Here is a 16,438-nt window from a genome sequence, read left to right on the forward strand (position 1 = left end):
TGCGTGTAAAATATAGAGAGTGGAGTGATAACCATGAGAATCGTACTTCTCTCCGGTGGATCAGGCAAGAGGTTATGGCCCTTATCCAACGATACGAGATCGAAGCAGTTTCTGAAAGTACTGGAGGGCCCTGAAGGGCAAACTGAATCCATGGTTCAACGGGTGTGGAGGCAACTACAGCATACTGGATTAAGCGAACAGGCCACGATCGCAACGAGTAAGCCGCAGGTGGAGATTTTACGGAGTCAACTGGGAGATGAGGTTGATCTTGTCGTAGAGCCAGAACGCAGAGATACCTTTCCCGCAATTGCCTTGGCAGCTGTGTATCTGTACTCGGTACAGGGTGTCAGTCTGAACGAAACGGTTGCTGTACTTCCCGTTGATCCCTATGTGGAGGAATCCTTTTTCTATAAAGTTACGGAGCTTGAAGGAGTGTTAGATGAGTCTGGTGCGGAGCTCGCATTAATCGGGGTAAAACCCACGTATCCTTCAGAGAAATACGGTTATATTATTCCTGATCCCCATGAAACCGAAAAACATAACCATTACGCCAAAGTATCACGTTTTCAAGAAAAACCCTGTGAGACTGAAGCGGCAGAGATGATAGAACAATCTGCCCTTTGGAATTGCGGGGTTTTTGCATTCAAGCTGAACTATCTGATTAATCTGCTGATTTCCCTTGAACTGCCAATTCAGTATGAAGAGATGCTGAAACAATACGGAAGATTACAGAAAATTAGCTTCGATTATCAGGTAGTCGAAAAAGCCAGTCACATCGTGGTTACACCTTATGAGGGATATTGGAAAGATCTCGGCACATGGAATACGCTGACGGACGAGATGAGTACTCATATTGTGGGCAAAGGTGTAATGACGAACAGCTCGGTGAACACACATCTGATCAATGAGTTGAATATTCCGGTGTGTGTGTTGGGGGTTTCCAATCTTATCGTTGCGACCAGTCCGGATGGAATTCTGGTTAGTGAGAAAGAGGCAAGTCCACAGATTAAAGAGATTCTTAAGGATGATACCCAACGTCCTATGTATGAGGAACGCCGCTGGGGTTGTTACAAAGTGCTTGATTACACGCGTAATGCCAGAGGAGAAGAGGTATTAACCAAACGCATTATCGTTGGGGCGGATAAAAATTTTTCTTATCAATACCATCTCAAACGAAATGAAGTATGGACAGTTGTTTCGGGTCAAGGCGAACTGATTCTGGATGGTGAACTGAGATTGCTTAATCAAGGGGATGTCATTTCGATTCTGGCAGGTAGTAAACACAGTGTAAAAGCCGTAACCGAACTTGAAATTATAGAAGTTCAGCTGGGCAGTGAGCTGGTGGAAGAGGATATCGTGCGAATCGAGATGGAATGGGCAGATATTATCCAAAATTGCGTGAATTGGGGGAAAACAAGATGAATATCGCGGTGATTGGAACAGGGTATGTAGGTCTTGTATCAGGAGTATGCTTTTCGGAGATCGGCAACCAAGTCATCTGTGTGGACAACAATGAGGCCAAAGTGGAGATGCTCAACGAGGGCAACGTTCCTATCTATGAGCCAGGCCTCAAAGAGTTGATGGCTTCCAACATGAAAGCAGGAAAACTATCGTTCACCTCCAATATTGCTGAAGCGATTAGCCAGTCGGATATTATCTTTATCGCTGTAGGCACGCCTTCTCTTCCGAGCGGTGAAGCCAACCTGAGCTATGTGGAGCAGGTAGCTATAGAGATTGGAAGTCACATTGAAAGCTACAAAATTATCGTGACCAAAAGCACCGTTCCTGTTGGCACCAATGATCGTGTTCGCGAGCTGATTAGCAGTATTTCATCTCAGCCTTTCGATGTGGCTTCTGTTCCCGAGTTCCTCCGCGAAGGATCTGCGGTTAATGATACGCTGAATCCTGACCGGATTGTCATTGGAACAAACAGTGATCGCGCGATTAAAACACTAAAAAAACTTCATCGGCCATTGACCGAGAACTTGATCATTACAGATATTCGATCAGCCGAAATGATTAAATATGCTTCCAATGCATTTCTCGCAACCAAAATCTCATTCATTAATGAAATCTCGAATATATGCGAAAAAGTAGGAGCTGACGTTACACGAGTAGCCGAAGGTATGGGTTACGATAAGCGTATAGGAGCTTCCTTTTTGAAGGCAGGTATTGGTTATGGAGGTTCATGCTTTCCAAAAGATACACAGGCTTTAATTCAGATCGCAGGCATGGTCGATTATGATTTCAGACTGTTAAAATCCGTTGTCCAAGTAAACCAGGATCAGCGTTTTCATATCATTCACAAACTGGAAGAGGCGTTGGGATCTTTAAAAGGAAAAACCATTGCTGTCTGGGGATTAGCGTTTAAACCGGAGACAGATGACGTGCGTGACGCTCCAGCGATCGATATCATTCAGCATCTAAGTGATGCTGGAGCAGTAATCAAGGCTTATGATCCCATTGCAACTGCAAATTTCCGTAAAGAGGTAGATGTCGCCTCCATCACGTGGGAAGAGAATCCACTTCATGCTGCTGAAGGAGCAGACGCCTTGTGCGTGTTGACTGAATGGAAGGAATTCGCTCATATCGATTTGAAAGAACTGGCCGAAATCATGAAGGATCCAATTATGATTGATGGTCGTAATTTGTATAGTGCTGAACAGGTTCAGGCATCTAATCTTCAATATTATTCTGTTGGTCGTCCGGGTTTGACGAAGCTGGAAGGGAAAACGGCAGCAATCATTTAACCGCTATTCATCATCTTGAATGTGAGTGAGGAAGAACCCATGAAAAAGTGGATGAAAGTTACCATCTGGATTGTTTCCTTTTTTGTAGTTGTTGTGTTTGGTTATGCCATATATCTCTACCAATCCGTTAAATCAACCGCTGACCAAATTTATGAGCCTAGAAATCCTGTAAAGCCCGTCTCGGTCACAGATAGCAGAGGTGGGCTACCGGTGGACATCAACAGCAAAGAGCCTTTTAACGCACTGATTTTGGGCGTGGATGAACGTCCGAATGATCGAGGGCGCTCGGATACGATGATCGTATTGAGTGTGAACCCCGGGAAAAAACAAGTGCTCATGTTTAATATTCCGAGGGATACACGGACAGAAATTGTGGGACACAACACTGTAGATAAGATCAATCATGCTTATGCCTTCGGAGGCGTGGACATGTCGGTAAGTACCGTCGAGCAATTTTTGGGAGTCCCCATTCATTATTATATGAAAGTGGATATGGAGGGCTTTGCCAAAATCATTGACCTGGTCGGTGGCGTGGACGTAAACAATCCTTTTGCATTTGATTATGAGGGCCAGCGTTACGATCAAGGAAATATTCATTTAGATGGCGTTGCTGCGCTCGGTTTTTCAAGAATGCGCTATGATGACCCGAAAGGGGATTTGGGGCGTAATGATCGACAGCGTGAAGTTCTGAAGCAGATGCTTAAGAATACGATGCAATTCTCCAGTGTACTTCATATCCAAAATATGCTGGATGAACTAGGTACTCATGTCAGAACGGATGTTACTTTTGATGAAATGAAGGAACTCCTCCTCGATTATCGTAATGATCTGGAGAATGTAGATACGGTGGAGATCAAGGGTAAAGGCGAGAAAATCAATGGGATTTATTATTACATCGTGGATCAGCAGGAAAGGGATCGCATTCACGGAATAATTGAAGAACATTTGGAGAAATAAACAGAAAATGAAAGGCTTATGAAAGTGGTGAGAACCTTGCTTATGGAGGAGGATTACGGGAAAAGAAGACATAAGCATAGACGTAAACAACGACCTTATGTTTATATATTGTCCCTGCTGCTGATTGTAGCCTGGGTTCTGGTGATTTGGCACTTTTCGACCCAATCTTATCAGCAGCAGACCATCCAGCCTTGGCTGCATAAATGGTCTGAAAAGGTGAAGATCGGATACGCACTACCCGATGTGCAATTCACATACGGTGAGCTTGAATATTCTTTAAGACAGCGACCGTATGGTTTTGTTGAGTTCATATTTCGGAAAAGTGCACATTTATTTGTATATGCTGTGCTGGCGGTGCTTATCTATGGTGGGCTGAGGTATAGGAAAATGCGCATGTTCACTTGTATGGCTTCAGCCCTGGTCGTAGTAGCGGTTATCGCCTCCATTGATGAATATATTCAGCAGTTCAGCCCTGACCGGACGAGTTCAATCCGTGATGTCGGCGTGGATCTGCTTGGCGGATGTGGCGGAATTGCCTTATATATAGGGGCTAATGTCGTTTTCAGAAGATTCAGGTCTCCAAGACGATCATCAGTCAAAAGAAAGTGATTTCCCAGGAAATGCTACCCGCTAGTTCTTGCTTCTACTTGCTTGCCATCCATCATAAGTATGGAAGTAGGACAAGGGGGACGATGCATGCTGCGAAGAAGGAACCGGAATGCGTTACTTAAAAAGATCGGATTCATAGCACTTGTGCTGCTGCTGTTGTGGCTCATAGTCAGAACCATCCCATATCTGTTTCGTGCAGATGCACCAGATGAAGCTGCTGCCATTGCCCAAGAGTTTTACAAATATGAGCAGACAGGTGATTTCGGCAGTTCATGGGAGTTGTTTCATCCATTGATGAAAGAGCGTTTTCCCAAAAGCGCCTACTTACAGTCCAGAGCGCATATCTTCATGCAGCATTTTGGAGTCGAAACCTTTGATCTGGAGATGGAAAAACCGGAGCGGGAGTTTGACGTTACGGTAATTGATGGCGTTAAACCATTTGCAGAGGCGTATCGCATTGGTGTTACCCAGAAGTTTACGGGAACCTTTGGTCAATTTAAAATCGTGCAGAATTGTTATATCGTAAAGGATGGGGACGATTGGACATTGCTTTGGTATTATCCGAAGAATGGAGATACCGAGACTGAGCATGATAAAACCGAATGATAGTATTAACCCATACTATGTACCGAATTGTATCATTTGTACTTGAAAAGGCTCTATGAATGCGAGACTTTAGTCGCATTTATGGAGCTTTTTTTGCATTTCATTTCTTTTTAAACCTGTAAGGGGTTGACATTAGTCCCGGTGTCAAGTAAATTACGAGTTAGATACAAATTGTATCAAAATTCAGCGTCTAACGACAAATAACAGGGACTTCAATGCTCCTTGTGAGGGGAAGGAATATCATTGATCGAAACGGACCGCTTTTACTGTGTCAGTTGTGGGATGATTGTGTCGGTCGCTAGGGGCTCTGTCGAACTAAAGGAAGAGGACTGTGGAGGCAATCACGTATTTCGCACCGGATTTTATCGGAGTGAGATGCCGCTTGGATGCTGTGAAGCGTGTGTAGTTCATACGAAACGTCAGGGGAAATCCCAGTTTGCGGGACAATATACTAAAGATTATGATACACTATCTTCATATGAGAAGCGGGCATGATGTGAGTGTCCGTTGATGAAGGAGGAAATGGAATGCAACAGGAGCCGGTCGTCCGTCTTCAGGGCGTCAGTAAAATCATCTCCTCCCGATCATTGGTCAGTGACCTGACTCTGGATATTTCTCCGGGGCAGGTTTTTGGTTTTTTAGGACCCAATGGGGCGGGGAAAACAACAACGATTCGAATGATGGTAGGGCTGATGTCCATCAGTCAAGGAGATATCATTATTTCGGGACACAGTGTGAAGAATGAATTTGAGCAAGCCATAGCTCAGGTTGGAGCTATTGTTGAGAATCCAGAAATGTACAAGTTTCTGACTGGATATCAGAATCTCGTTCACTTTGCCCGGATGTCACCTGGTATTACGAAAGAACGCATTGCCGAGACGATTGAACGTGTTGGGCTTACAGCACGCATTCATGACAAGGTAAAGACCTATTCACTAGGTATGCGCCAGCGTTTGGGCGTAGCCCAAGCCATATTACATAAACCAAAATTATTGGTATTGGATGAACCCACCAACGGACTTGATCCGCAGGGAATACGGGAACTTAGGGATTATTTGCGCCAGCTCTGTCAGGAGGAAGGGATCACAGTCTTTGTATCCAGCCACTTGCTGTCCGAGATGGAATTGATGTGTGATACCGTTGCGATTATCCAAAATGGCAAATTGATTGATGTAAGAAATCTAAAAGCTGAGGCAGGAGTGGACGTACTTACTGAAGTTGCTTTTGAAGTAAATGATGCATCACGTGCAGCCGAACGAATTAGCGAAGCTACAGTTCAGGGCAATGCCATTGTGGTTCGTTTATCTCGTGAGCAGATTCCGGACTTGAATGCGAGGCTGGTCAGTGAAGGGTTTCAGGTATATGGTATCCGTAACGTAACCCATACACTGGAAGATCAATTTTTGCAGGTGACTGGGGGCGGAAGCATTGAGTAATTTCGGCAATCTAATTATGAATGAAAACATGAAAATTTTCCGTCGTCCGCGTACTTGGATTATGTTATCCATTCTGGCATTGATCTCACTGTTGATGCCGGTTCTGCTTAATGAAGGCATGGGATCTAGTGAGGTCCCATACTGGCAAGCAGCTATTACAACCGTTCAGATTGTCTTTTTCCTGAATACCATCTTCTGTGTCGTTATTGCAGCTGAAGCGGTAGCTGGTGAGTTCACCTGGGGAACGATTAAACTTCTGCTGATTCGTCCGTGGTCGCGCAGCAAAATACTGGCATCCAAATATTTGTCCGTGATTGGGTTCAGTATTCTGAGTACGTTACTTGTTGTTATTCTGGCAACCGTAATGTCGTATATGCTGTTCTCTCATTCCGTAACTCCGGATGGAAGCGGTGCTTCTGCATCACATGCATTTGCACTATGGGGATATCTGTACGTGGACTTGTTTATTACGCTCGCTATTGCCTTTATGGTCTCCTCCGTGTTTCGTTCGGGAGCTCTGGCCATCGGTTTGTCTCTATTTATCATGTTTACACAGAATTTGTTCTCATTGATCTTCAATCCCGTTCGTTACGAATGGGCCAAGTATGTTCTGTTCAATAACATGGATCTCAGTCGCTATATGAATTCAGCGGCGGATTATGGATTGCTTGGCGGCGATGGAAATGCAGGTATGACACTTGGCTTTTCTATTGCTGTTCTAGCTGTATATTATGTCATTTTCATGTTGATCTCATGGGTTGTATTCAACAAAAGAGATGTGGCAGGCTAATCGCCTGCTTCTTTTTTTTTGCCCAATTTCTCTTTCGGGATAGAAAAGAGAGTATATTCAGCATCCGCTGTGGCATGACTAGCATTTAAGGGTACATATAATAATACATGCGAATACGACTTGGAATGGAACACGCTGCCCAAGCTGTATTAAGTTGCAATACATACATATTATCGCCGCAGTCGTATTTGGCAGAGCAGCGTATGGAGGGATCACGTTTCTTGATAAACAACAAGTTTTACCGTATATGCACAGCAATTATTTTGCTGCTGCTCATCGTGTATTTGGGGGATAAAGTCAACTTTATTTTCAGCCCCCTGACCTCGCTGATTCACATCATCATCATTCCGCTGCTGATTGCCGGTTTCTTCTATTATCTGCTGCGTCCGCTTGTCGACTATATGGAACGGCACAAAATGAAGCGTGCACTGTCAGTTCTTATTATTTACGTGGTGATTGCGCTGATTATGGCAGGATTCAGTGTGCTTGTATGGCCTTCACTGCGTGAACAACTGTTGAATTTTGTGGAGAATGCCCCGGTACTGGTTACTTCGCTCAGTGATCAGTTGGCTGAATTTGAGAAGAGTGGTTTCCTTTCAAAATATATACCTGAGGATTCCGATCTGTTCTCACGTTTCTCTGATTTTTTAAGTCAAGGAATTGCCCAGGTAACGGATTACGTGTCCGGATTGTTCTCGGTTGTATCCAATCTGGTTATCATTCTGGCGACGTTCCCGATTATGCTGTATTACATGCTCAAGGAGGGCAGCAAATTTGGAACCAATCTTACACTGTTGCTCCCGAGACGTTACCGTAAAGATGGAGAAGAGACGGTCCATGAAATTGACGAAGCCTTAAGCAGCTACATTGTAGGTCGTGTCATTGTCAATGTAGCATTGGGCATCCTGATGTATATTGGTTTTCTCTTTCTCGGTTTGCCATATGCTTTACTACTGACGGCCGTATCCATTGTTCTGAATTTCATTCCTTATGTAGGGGCCTTGCTGGCAGCCATTCCTGTCGTTATTGTGGGGTTCATCGAATCACCTTCAATGGCGATCTGGTCGCTTGTCATCATTGTCATCGCCCAGCAAATTCAGGACAATCTGATCTCTCCTTATGTCTATGGCAAACAGTTGGACATTCATCCGCTGACTACCGTTATCTTACTGCTTGTAGGTGCAGACTTGGGGAACATTCTTGGGATGATTATCGTTATTCCGCTGTACATGATTCTGAAAATTATAGTTCGCAAAATCCATTATCGGATTGTCGAAGATAAGACTGAACTTTGAAATGGAATTTGAAATACAACTGTGTCATGTGTCACCACTAATGTTTGCTCTTGAAACATATGGATAAGCTCAACAGGATATGCCGCATATCAATGGTGAAGGGTCAGGAAACTTGCCCTCGCGATGGATATGCGGCTTTTTTTCATACTTATTGCTCACTTATGTTATATCTGTTATACTTGATATATAACAGATAACGAAAAAGAAGGTGGACCCTTGATTATTCAACTGGATATGCAATCCGAACTTCCCATCTATTCGCAACTGGTTTATCAAATTATTGAAGGTATTGCTAGTGGCGAGTTACAGCTAGGTGAGGCGTTACCTTCGGTTCGGAATTTGGCCGCAGATATTGGTGTTAATCTTCATACGGTCAACAAAGCTTATACACTACTCAAGCAAGATGGATACATTCTTGTTCATAGACAAAAGGGAGTCGTAGTGAACCCTGATGGAATGCCTGATTTAACAGATGATTTTTTGAAAAAGCAGCAGAGAGAATTAAGACCGATTATTGCCGAAGCGATCTGTCGCGGAATGACCAAAGAGGAACTATCTGCGGTATTAGACCAAATGTATGATGATGTAAAGATGGGTCACAACATAGAATAAAAGAATCAAGGGAGTGTGTTATATATGGAACTATTTAGTATATTACCTATCATTTTAATCTTTGCTCCATTAGCCTTACTTCTATCCTTTGCACCATATTTGACAAGGGAAACCATCAGCTTTGGGGTTACGGTAAGTGAATATAATTATTACACACCCATCTTACGTAAGCTCCGGAGTATGTTTGCTACAGTAAGCCTGATCGGGAACGGGATTGTTATACTTGTCTGTCTGTATTTACTCCGATCTGCTAATGAAGAGTCTACCGCAATGATTACCGGTGTTTGTACAATGATATTCATTGTGTACTGGGCAGCACTAAATATGATATTTCATTTCAAGATGAAAAAGCTAAAGGGAACACTTACAACTGTAGAAGCACCTCAACGGGTTAAAATTGATACCACCTTCCGCCAAAACAAGCTCACCTATTCCAACTATTGGTTTCTCATTCACTTTGCTATTATTGTAGCCATTGCGATCATTTCGATCGTGAATTATAAGGCACTACCTAACATCATTCCAATGAAATATGATCTTCAGGGCAATGTCACTTCCAGTGTGCCTAAAACCTACCTTTCGGTACTGGCTATTAATCTGGTACAGCTAGGAATCATTGCACTTATGATGTTGGTGAACTGGAGTATTAAAGCAAGCAAACAACAGCTTACTACGTCTAATCCTGCCAAATTTGCTGCTGAAAATATTCAATTCCGCCGTAAATGGTCCCTATTTACGATCATAACAGGGTTGCTTCTTACCATTTTATTTGCCTTCATTCAGATTAATATGTTCGTCCCGAATATGGTCTTGTTAACAAGTATTAGCTTCATCACCCCTGTGGTGATCGTCTTAGGCGCTGTGTTGCTGTCTCTCACAGGCAGACAAGGCGGTGGGAAAATTCGGAATCATCAAGAGGATCGTGAAAGATCCAGGGAGCAGCCTGTGAATGACGATGATTATTGGAAGTTTGGTTTTATTTACTTCAATAGCAATGATCCTTCTTTTACCGTAGAAAAACGTTATGGAATAGGCTGGACTATTAACTTCGCTCGTCCACTATCTTGGGTCCTGTTATTATTCATCATTGCTATTGTTGTTATAAGTATAGTCCTGAGCCAATAAACGCTCATATGTCTATGCATATAATAAAAATTGCTTAGGGGGAGTTATTACGATGAACAATTGGAAAAAGCTATTACTTTCTCTTATTTCTGCATGTCTCATCCTGCCAGTAACATCTATCTCAGCAGCTACTGAACAAACCGCTGATGGCAAAGCTTTAGTTCCTATTCGTGAGATTGCAGAAAAGAATGGGGCAGAAGTATCTTGGCAACAAACAACAGGACAAATCACAATACGAAAAAATGAGCTTACGATTGTAGCTAAGGTAGGAGAGAAACAGGCGATGGTGAATGGGCAAGTCGTCCCCTTAGACAATCCTGTTGAGCTAACGAAAGGAGTTACCTTTATGGATGGGAGATTTCTTACCGAGACACTGAAGGCAGCACCTGAGGATATATTCATTTCACTTATTAGTGAGGGCAATGGTAAGGAAGCTGCGAAGTATGTTCATACCTCTGTTAGCGGAGTGTTGTCACCCACGTTGTTGAGTCAGCTATGGGGAGCTTTAGAAGGACAAAATGGCAAAATTACAAGTGAAACCATAGCTAAACACGTAGAAAATAACACAGTGCATCGCAATGTCACCTACACTTTTAAGACAGCGCTTACTCGTTTAAATATTACAGTCAGAATGAATCATAACGGACTTGTGGATGACTTGTATATTGCTGCCGCTACGCCAGATGTTTATCAAAAACCAAGCTATGACGATCTATCTGCTTATACAGAGCAAGATATTACCGTTGGTCAGGGTGATTTGGCTTTGCCAGGGACATTAACTTTGCCCAAGGGAGAGGGACCTTTCCCGGTTGTCATTCTGGTACACGGATCTGGGCCTAGCAATCAAGATGCTGCCATTGGTGGTGCAAAGCCATTTCGCGATCTTGCGGTAGGTTTAGCTTCACAAGGAGTTGCTGTATTAAGATATGATAAGGTCACATATGAACATACCTATAAGGTCGCTTCACAGCCTAAATTCACGTTAAAACAAGAAAGTGTAAATCAGGTAGCCGATGCAGTAGATTTGCTTAAAAAGAATCCAAATATTGATCCTACAGCGATTTTTGTGGCTGGACATAGTCAAGGCGGGTTTGCAGTGCCGTTAATCATTGCTGACGATAATCAGCATGATATTGCAGGGAGTATTCTACTTGCTGCACCAAGCAGTAGCTTTGTGGATGTGCTGACCGAGCAGCAAGACGAATTGGTAGATCGGATGAAGCGGCTAGATTTAGACACGAAGATCATTAAAGAACAAGCTGATTTTTATAAAAATGTTGCTGCGATCGTTAAAGATCCTAAATATTCCGTAGATCATCTTCCTGAGGCGTTTCCACTTCAACCTGCTTATTGGTGGTTTGAGCAGAGAGATTATGTGCCTGCGGAACTGGCTAAAACACAAAATACCCCTATGCTTATTATCCAAGGCGAAAATGATGTGCAAGTGTCTATGAATCAATTCGAGAACTGGAAATCGGCTCTTCAAGATCATTCCAATGTGACATACAATAGCTATCCAAAGGTAAATCATCTTTTATCCAGCTATGATGGACTTTCGATTGGTCAAGAGTACGCTGAGCCATCTAATGTCTCCAAAGCCATTATCGATGATATTGCGAAGTGGGTATTAAAATCAAATTAAAAAATGGGACGGTAAGTTCCATTCTGGTTGAGTGATAACATGGGGAAGTAACACATTCAGCCAGAAATAATAAGAAGAGCACTTACCAAAGTAGGGGCAAGTGCTCTTCTTATTATATATGAAGTTGTTGCTTTATTTAGCCCAATTAGGCTCTCTTCTCGTCTTCATCAGTGTAGTCGGACATGGTCAGTGGTTCCTTAGGAACAACGGCGACTTTGTAGAAGCGATTTTTGTCTTTTTCCAGCAAAACGAAGGTCAGATTCTCGAACTCATATTCTTCCTGTTCATTCATCTCTGGACGATGGCTATAAAGCCATCCCCCAATGGTATCCCATTCGTCAGCATCCAGGTTTGACGTGAACATGTCGTTAACCTTGGACAAGGACACCTTGCCATCCATAATGACATAGTTTTCATTGATGACCTGAATATCCTCGACTTCGTCTGCGTCAAACTCATCCCGGATTTCACCGACAATCTGTTCAAGCACATCCTCAATCGTTACAATCCCGGAAGTCCCTCCATACTCATCAACCAGAACGGCAATATGCACGCCATCCTTCTGCATTTTTTTGAGCAGGTCCTTGACCGGTGTCGTTTCGTGAACAGCCGATACCGGCTGAATCAGGGAAGACAGATCGACAGGTTCGTCGTTTCCATATAACTCCAGGAAAAATTGTTTGGTATTAATGATACCGATAATATCGTCTTTGCTCTCATTTACTACTGGAAAACGGGTGTATTGTTCTTGCCGGATAATATCCAGGTTTTCCTCGTTCGATCTATTGACATAAAGGCAGACCATATCAGTCCGGGGTACCATGATTTCTTTGGCAAGCATCTCATCAAAAGCAAAAATCCGGCTTACATATCCGAACTCAGCTTGGTTGATTTTGCCGCTCTCAAAGCTTTCATTGATGATAATCTGTAATTCTTCTTCGGAGTGCGCATCTTCATGTTCTGATGCAGGTTTGATTCCGAACAATTTGACCAGTTGATTCGCTGAGCTGTTTAACAGCCAGATAAAAGGATACATAATTCGGTTAAACCAGATGATAGGTGTAGACGTCAGTAGAGCAACGGCTTCGGCTTTACGGATTGCAATCGTTTTAGGTGCAAGTTCACCAACTACCACATGCAAATACGTGATGGCGACAAACGCAATAACAAACGATAAGAATGAAGAAACTGCCTCCGGCATGCTCATGCTTTCGAACACAGGATGAAGAATTTTCTCAACCGTGGGTTCTCCCAGCCAGCCCAGTCCCAGAGATGTAATCGTGATACCCAACTGACAGGCGGACAAATATCCATCCAAGTTGGCAACGGCTTGTTTAACAGCCAAGGCACGCTTGTTTCCTTCTGCAATCATTTGGTCAATCCGGCTCGGGCGAATTCTTACGAGTGCAAATTCCACCGCTACAAAAAATGCCGAAAGTCCTATCAAAAAAGCAACCAATACTAAATTTAACGCATACCTCTCACTGTCCATTAACTAGTCTTCTCCTTTAAGTAATAAGTTTTTAACGAATATTATATCTAATTTTACGTAAGAAGACCACCTTCCGATCAAGAAAAGAGGAAGAGTCTGGAAGGCCATATGATCGAAATGGCGATGGAATGCTGATCCACAGACTGGAATGAATCATATGTAGAGGGGAACACAGTCAGAATATCCAACGTCGAAGAATGGAATGAACTGGCTGAGCGCCGCTACAATCAGCTGTGTATGTAACATTTTATCTAAGCAAACGTTACGAACAGTGCATACATTGGGTATCTAATGATTAGCTAAAGGCTTTATCGTCAAAGCTTGTACAGTGAGAGAGAACGGCAAGGATACACCTTGCCATGAGGAGGAAGCCGAATGTTTTGGCTGGTCATTATATTGCTCGTATTTACTTTTCAGGCAGCCACCATTCTGTTGCTGGAATTCCGTAATCCGGCGAAAGCTGTGGCATGGCTTTTTATTTTATTCTGTGTACCCTTGATCGGCTTTGTTGTGTATTATTTTGTCGCCCAGGACTACAGCAAACGCAAGAAGGTCCGTAAAGGCGGTTCGCGAATCTTTCGTGAAATACGGGAAACGATCTGGGAGCAGGCTCATATTGTCGAGCATGCGGATCAGATGTCGGGCGGCCGATACAATCATCAGCATCGTTTGTTTAACCTGCTGACACACCTGTCTGAGAGCCCGATTACAGGCTGCAACCGGAGCCAGGTACTGACGAATGGTGAAGAGACATTTGGAGCCATGTTGAGGGCCATGGAACAGGCAGAGCACCATCTGCATGTTGAATTTTATATATTTCGAGATGATGTCATCAGTACAAAGTTTCAGGATGTGATGATTCGCAAGGCAAAGGAAGGTGTCAAAGTACGTTTGATCTGCGATGGACTTGGCAGTCACAAGATGAGCTGGAGCTTTATTCGCAAGTTTCAGGACGCAGGCGTGGAGTTTCATTATTTTCTGCCACCGCTCATTGCTACGATTGACCGAAGAGTGAATTACCGGAATCACCGTAAAATTGTTGTGGTGGATGGAAGGATTGGATTTGTGGGTGGGATTAATATAGGTGATGATTATCTTGGGCAATATCCGGAGGTTGGATTCTGGCGTGATACTCATGTACAGATTGAGGGAGATGCCGTATATTTCCTGCAAAGTACGTTCTTGAACGATTGGAAGCTCGCTTCCGGCGAGCAGATTACAGAGCCTCAGCTGACAGAGCTGTTCCCGCCACATATTTGCAGTGGGGAAGAGCGGATTCAGATTCTGTCCAGCGGGCCGGATCAGGACTGGGATGCCATTCAGGAAATGTGCTTTGGGGCGATTTCCGTGGCATGTGAACGCATATACATCACAACACCCTATTTCATTCCGGACCCCGCTTTGTACGAAGCAATCAAGACGGCTGCCGTCAGTGGGGTGGATGTGAAAATCATCATTCCGTATCAATCGGATTCGCGGCTGGTGCATTTGGCTTCTATGTCCTATGTCGAAGAATTGTTGCGTGCGGGAGTGAAGTTCTATCAATATCGCAAAGGTTTTGTGCATGCCAAGGTCTTAATTGTGGATGATTTGCTTGCAACGGTAGGTACAGCCAATATGGATATGCGCAGCTTTTTCTGCAATTTTGAGTTAACCGCCGTGTTGTTCGAGACATCATCTATGGACCGGCTGACTGAGGATTTTGAACGTGATCTGAATGAATGCAGCCAGATTGACGTGAAGGTGTTTCAGCAGCGCTCACGGTGGGAAAAAGGGGCAGAAATGCTTTCTCGCATGCTTTCTCCGCTGCTTTAGCCGTTATAAGGCGGATTTCTCAAGATAAGTTCACTTTTTGTGAATTTATCTTCTTTTTGCTAACTATTTTGCTCAAATTTGATCTTTTATGATATAATGTTTATATAAATTATGTCTTGGCGAAGGAGGGGAGTCTGCGGGAAAACAGGCTCCCTTTTGCTCTCTTTTGGAATTGTCAACCGGAATTAAGACATACTTGAATACATTTCATATAGCCTTTAGGTGCTTTTATAACGGGGTGCATATAGCGTTGGAACGGTGTTGTTCCTCTGTATGTAGGGTTCCTCTGAGTACTTAAATGATTTATGAAATGGATTCACATATTGATCAAAACGGGGGGGATACCATGTCCAATGTATCGGTTAAAGAACTAACATCCAAGCCGGACCGCAATGTGAAGAGCTCGGTGTTTTCACTGAAGCTTCTGCAGCGCATTGTGATGATTCTGGTCGGTGCTGCACTGATGGCTGTGTCACTCGAAGTATTTCTCGTGCCGAATGGCGTTATTGATGGGGGAATAACAGGGATCTCGATTATGGTGTCAGAGCTTACACATCTGCCACTCGGAATTTTCCTGACCTTGCTTAACTTGCCTTTCCTGATTCTGGGGTATAAACAGATTGGTAAAACGTTTGCGTTGTCCACACTGCTCGGGATCGTCGTAATGTCCATTGGAACGTCATTGTTACACCGCGTTCCTGCACTGACGCCAGGAGAACCATTGCTTGGAGCTGTATTTGGTGGATTGATCTTGGGGGTTGGAGTTGGTCTTGTCATTCGTTCTGGCGGTTCACTGGATGGTACGGAGATTGTAGCCATACTGTTGAGTGAGAAATCACCATTGTCTGTAGGTCAGATCGTATTGTTCATTAACGTATTTATTTTTGCAGGTGCAGGTTTTGTGTTTGGCTGGCCAAACGCCCTGTACTCCATGATTGCTTATTATATTGCAATGAAGATGATTGATATTGTGAATGAAGGTTTGGATCAATCCAAATCGGTATGGATTATCAGTGAGAAGTATCGTGATATTGGTTCAGCCTTAACCGACCGTCTGGGTCGTGGCGTCACTTTTCTGGATGGAGAGGGCGGCTTCAGTGGAGACGAGAAGAAAATTATCTTTGTGGTTATTACCCGTTTGGAAGAAGCTAAGCTGAAGTCCATTGTTGAAGATTGGGACCCACATGCCTTTGTGGCAATAGGTAACATTCACGATGTGAAGGGCGGACGTTTCAAGAAAAAAGGTATACATTAGCGAATCTCATCGCGAGTAAACGAAAAAATAGCCGGTACCCTTGGTTTGAGGGTA

At 43.6% G+C, this 16,438-nt stretch carries 15 protein-coding genes; 14 read left to right on the forward strand and 1 reads right to left on the reverse strand.

Annotation, left to right across the window (positions count from 1 at the left end):
- Positions 1-33: 33 nt before the first annotated feature.
- The 12 genes from HP548_RS29790 to HP548_RS29845 all read left to right on the forward strand — a co-directional run bounded on the left by HP548_RS29790 (position 34) and on the right by HP548_RS29845 (position 11,822).
- The gene (locus HP548_RS29790) at positions 34-1,422 is read left to right on the forward strand and encodes a sugar phosphate nucleotidyltransferase (protein ID WP_175383689.1); all 1,389 of its coding nucleotides are present in this window, start codon (positions 34-36) and stop codon (positions 1,420-1,422) included.
- The gene (locus tag HP548_RS29795) at positions 1,419-2,750 is read left to right on the forward strand and encodes a UDP-glucose dehydrogenase family protein (protein WP_099855835.1); all 1,332 of its coding nucleotides are present in this window, start codon (positions 1,419-1,421) and stop codon (positions 2,748-2,750) included. Before HP548_RS29790 ends, HP548_RS29795 begins: the two co-directional genes overlap by 4 nt.
- Positions 2,751-2,789: 39 nt before the next feature.
- Positions 2,790-3,707 (forward strand): LCP family glycopolymer transferase, encoded by a 918-nt coding sequence (locus tag HP548_RS29800; RefSeq protein WP_175383690.1) that lies wholly within the window; start codon positions 2,790-2,792, stop codon positions 3,705-3,707.
- 18 nt (positions 3,708-3,725) lie between these two features.
- Complete coding sequence (locus tag HP548_RS29805; protein ID WP_217504862.1) at positions 3,726-4,316, forward strand: VanZ family protein; 591 nt, start codon at positions 3,726-3,728, stop codon at positions 4,314-4,316.
- Between the two features lie 87 nt (positions 4,317-4,403).
- Positions 4,404-4,922, forward strand: a complete 519-nt coding sequence (locus HP548_RS29810) for a hypothetical protein (RefSeq protein ID WP_076291509.1) — start codon at positions 4,404-4,406, stop codon at positions 4,920-4,922.
- A gap of 243 nt (positions 4,923-5,165) precedes the next feature.
- Positions 5,166-5,417, forward strand: a complete 252-nt coding sequence (locus HP548_RS29815; RefSeq protein WP_099855841.1) for a hypothetical protein — start codon at positions 5,166-5,168, stop codon at positions 5,415-5,417.
- A gap of 32 nt (positions 5,418-5,449) precedes the next feature.
- Positions 5,450-6,358 (forward strand): ABC transporter ATP-binding protein, encoded by a 909-nt coding sequence (locus HP548_RS29820; protein ID WP_076291510.1) that lies wholly within the window; start codon positions 5,450-5,452, stop codon positions 6,356-6,358.
- Positions 6,351-7,148 (forward strand): ABC transporter permease, encoded by a 798-nt coding sequence (locus HP548_RS29825; RefSeq protein WP_076291511.1) that lies wholly within the window; start codon positions 6,351-6,353, stop codon positions 7,146-7,148. Before HP548_RS29820 ends, HP548_RS29825 begins: the two co-directional genes overlap by 8 nt.
- A 221-nt stretch (positions 7,149-7,369) precedes the next feature.
- Positions 7,370-8,443: an AI-2E family transporter gene (locus HP548_RS29830; RefSeq protein ID WP_099855963.1), complete on the forward strand. Its 1,074-nt coding sequence runs from the start codon at positions 7,370-7,372 to the stop codon at positions 8,441-8,443.
- A 216-nt stretch (positions 8,444-8,659) separates the two neighbouring features.
- Positions 8,660-9,055, forward strand: coding sequence for a GntR family transcriptional regulator (locus HP548_RS29835; protein ID WP_175383692.1), 396 nt, complete (start codon positions 8,660-8,662; stop codon positions 9,053-9,055).
- Positions 9,056-9,397: 342 nt separating this feature from the next.
- On the forward strand, positions 9,398-10,180 hold the full coding sequence (locus HP548_RS29840; RefSeq protein ID WP_175383693.1) for a DUF1648 domain-containing protein: 783 nt from the start codon (positions 9,398-9,400) through the stop codon (positions 10,178-10,180).
- A 52-nt stretch (positions 10,181-10,232) separates the two neighbouring features.
- Positions 10,233-11,822, forward strand: coding sequence for an alpha/beta hydrolase family protein (locus HP548_RS29845; protein WP_175383694.1), 1,590 nt, complete (start codon positions 10,233-10,235; stop codon positions 11,820-11,822).
- 145 nt (positions 11,823-11,967) lie between these two features.
- Here the strand turns inward: HP548_RS29845 and HP548_RS29850 are convergent, their stop codons facing one another.
- Complete coding sequence (locus HP548_RS29850; protein WP_163756378.1) at positions 11,968-13,314, reverse strand: hemolysin family protein; 1,347 nt, start codon at positions 13,312-13,314, stop codon at positions 11,968-11,970.
- 375 nt (positions 13,315-13,689) lie between these two features.
- Here HP548_RS29850 and cls point away from each other — a divergent pair, with 375 nt between their 5' ends.
- Together cls and HP548_RS29860 are read left to right on the forward strand one after the other, a co-directional pair.
- A complete protein-coding gene (gene cls / locus HP548_RS29855) occupies positions 13,690-15,129 on the forward strand; it encodes a cardiolipin synthase (protein ID WP_175383695.1) in 1,440 nt (479 codons plus the stop codon).
- Positions 15,130-15,475: 346 nt separating this feature from the next.
- Positions 15,476-16,384 (forward strand): YitT family protein, encoded by a 909-nt coding sequence (locus HP548_RS29860; RefSeq protein ID WP_072734452.1) that lies wholly within the window; start codon positions 15,476-15,478, stop codon positions 16,382-16,384.
- Positions 16,385-16,438: the final 54 nt, after the last annotated feature.

The organism is Paenibacillus taichungensis (assembly GCF_013359905.1).
In the GTDB taxonomy this organism is placed as follows: domain Bacteria; phylum Bacillota; class Bacilli; order Paenibacillales; family Paenibacillaceae; genus Paenibacillus; species Paenibacillus taichungensis.

Bases quoted from the DNA above. Each gene is read 5' to 3' on its own strand.
- HP548_RS29800 (WP_175383690.1), top strand. From the start codon at position 2,790: ATGAAAAAGTGGATGAAAGTTACCATCTGGATTGTTTCCTTTTTTGTA.
- HP548_RS29805 (WP_217504862.1), top strand. From the start codon at position 3,726: ATGAAAGTGGTGAGAACCTTGCTTATGGAGGAGGATTACGGGAAAAGA.
- HP548_RS29820 (WP_076291510.1), top strand. From the start codon at position 5,450: ATGCAACAGGAGCCGGTCGTCCGTCTTCAGGGCGTCAGTAAAATCATC.
- HP548_RS29845 (WP_175383694.1), top strand. From the start codon at position 10,233: ATGAACAATTGGAAAAAGCTATTACTTTCTCTTATTTCTGCATGTCTC.
- HP548_RS29790 (WP_175383689.1), top strand. From the start codon at position 34: ATGAGAATCGTACTTCTCTCCGGTGGATCAGGCAAGAGGTTATGGCCC.
- HP548_RS29795 (WP_099855835.1), top strand. From the start codon at position 1,419: ATGAATATCGCGGTGATTGGAACAGGGTATGTAGGTCTTGTATCAGGA.
- HP548_RS29860 (WP_072734452.1), top strand. From the start codon at position 15,476: ATGTCCAATGTATCGGTTAAAGAACTAACATCCAAGCCGGACCGCAAT.
- HP548_RS29810 (WP_076291509.1), top strand. From the start codon at position 4,404: ATGCTGCGAAGAAGGAACCGGAATGCGTTACTTAAAAAGATCGGATTC.
- HP548_RS29840 (WP_175383693.1), top strand. From the start codon at position 9,398: ATGAAAAAGCTAAAGGGAACACTTACAACTGTAGAAGCACCTCAACGG.
- cls (WP_175383695.1), top strand. From the start codon at position 13,690: ATGTTTTGGCTGGTCATTATATTGCTCGTATTTACTTTTCAGGCAGCC.
- HP548_RS29850 (WP_163756378.1), bottom strand. From the start codon at position 13,314: ATGGACAGTGAGAGGTATGCGTTAAATTTAGTATTGGTTGCTTTTTTG.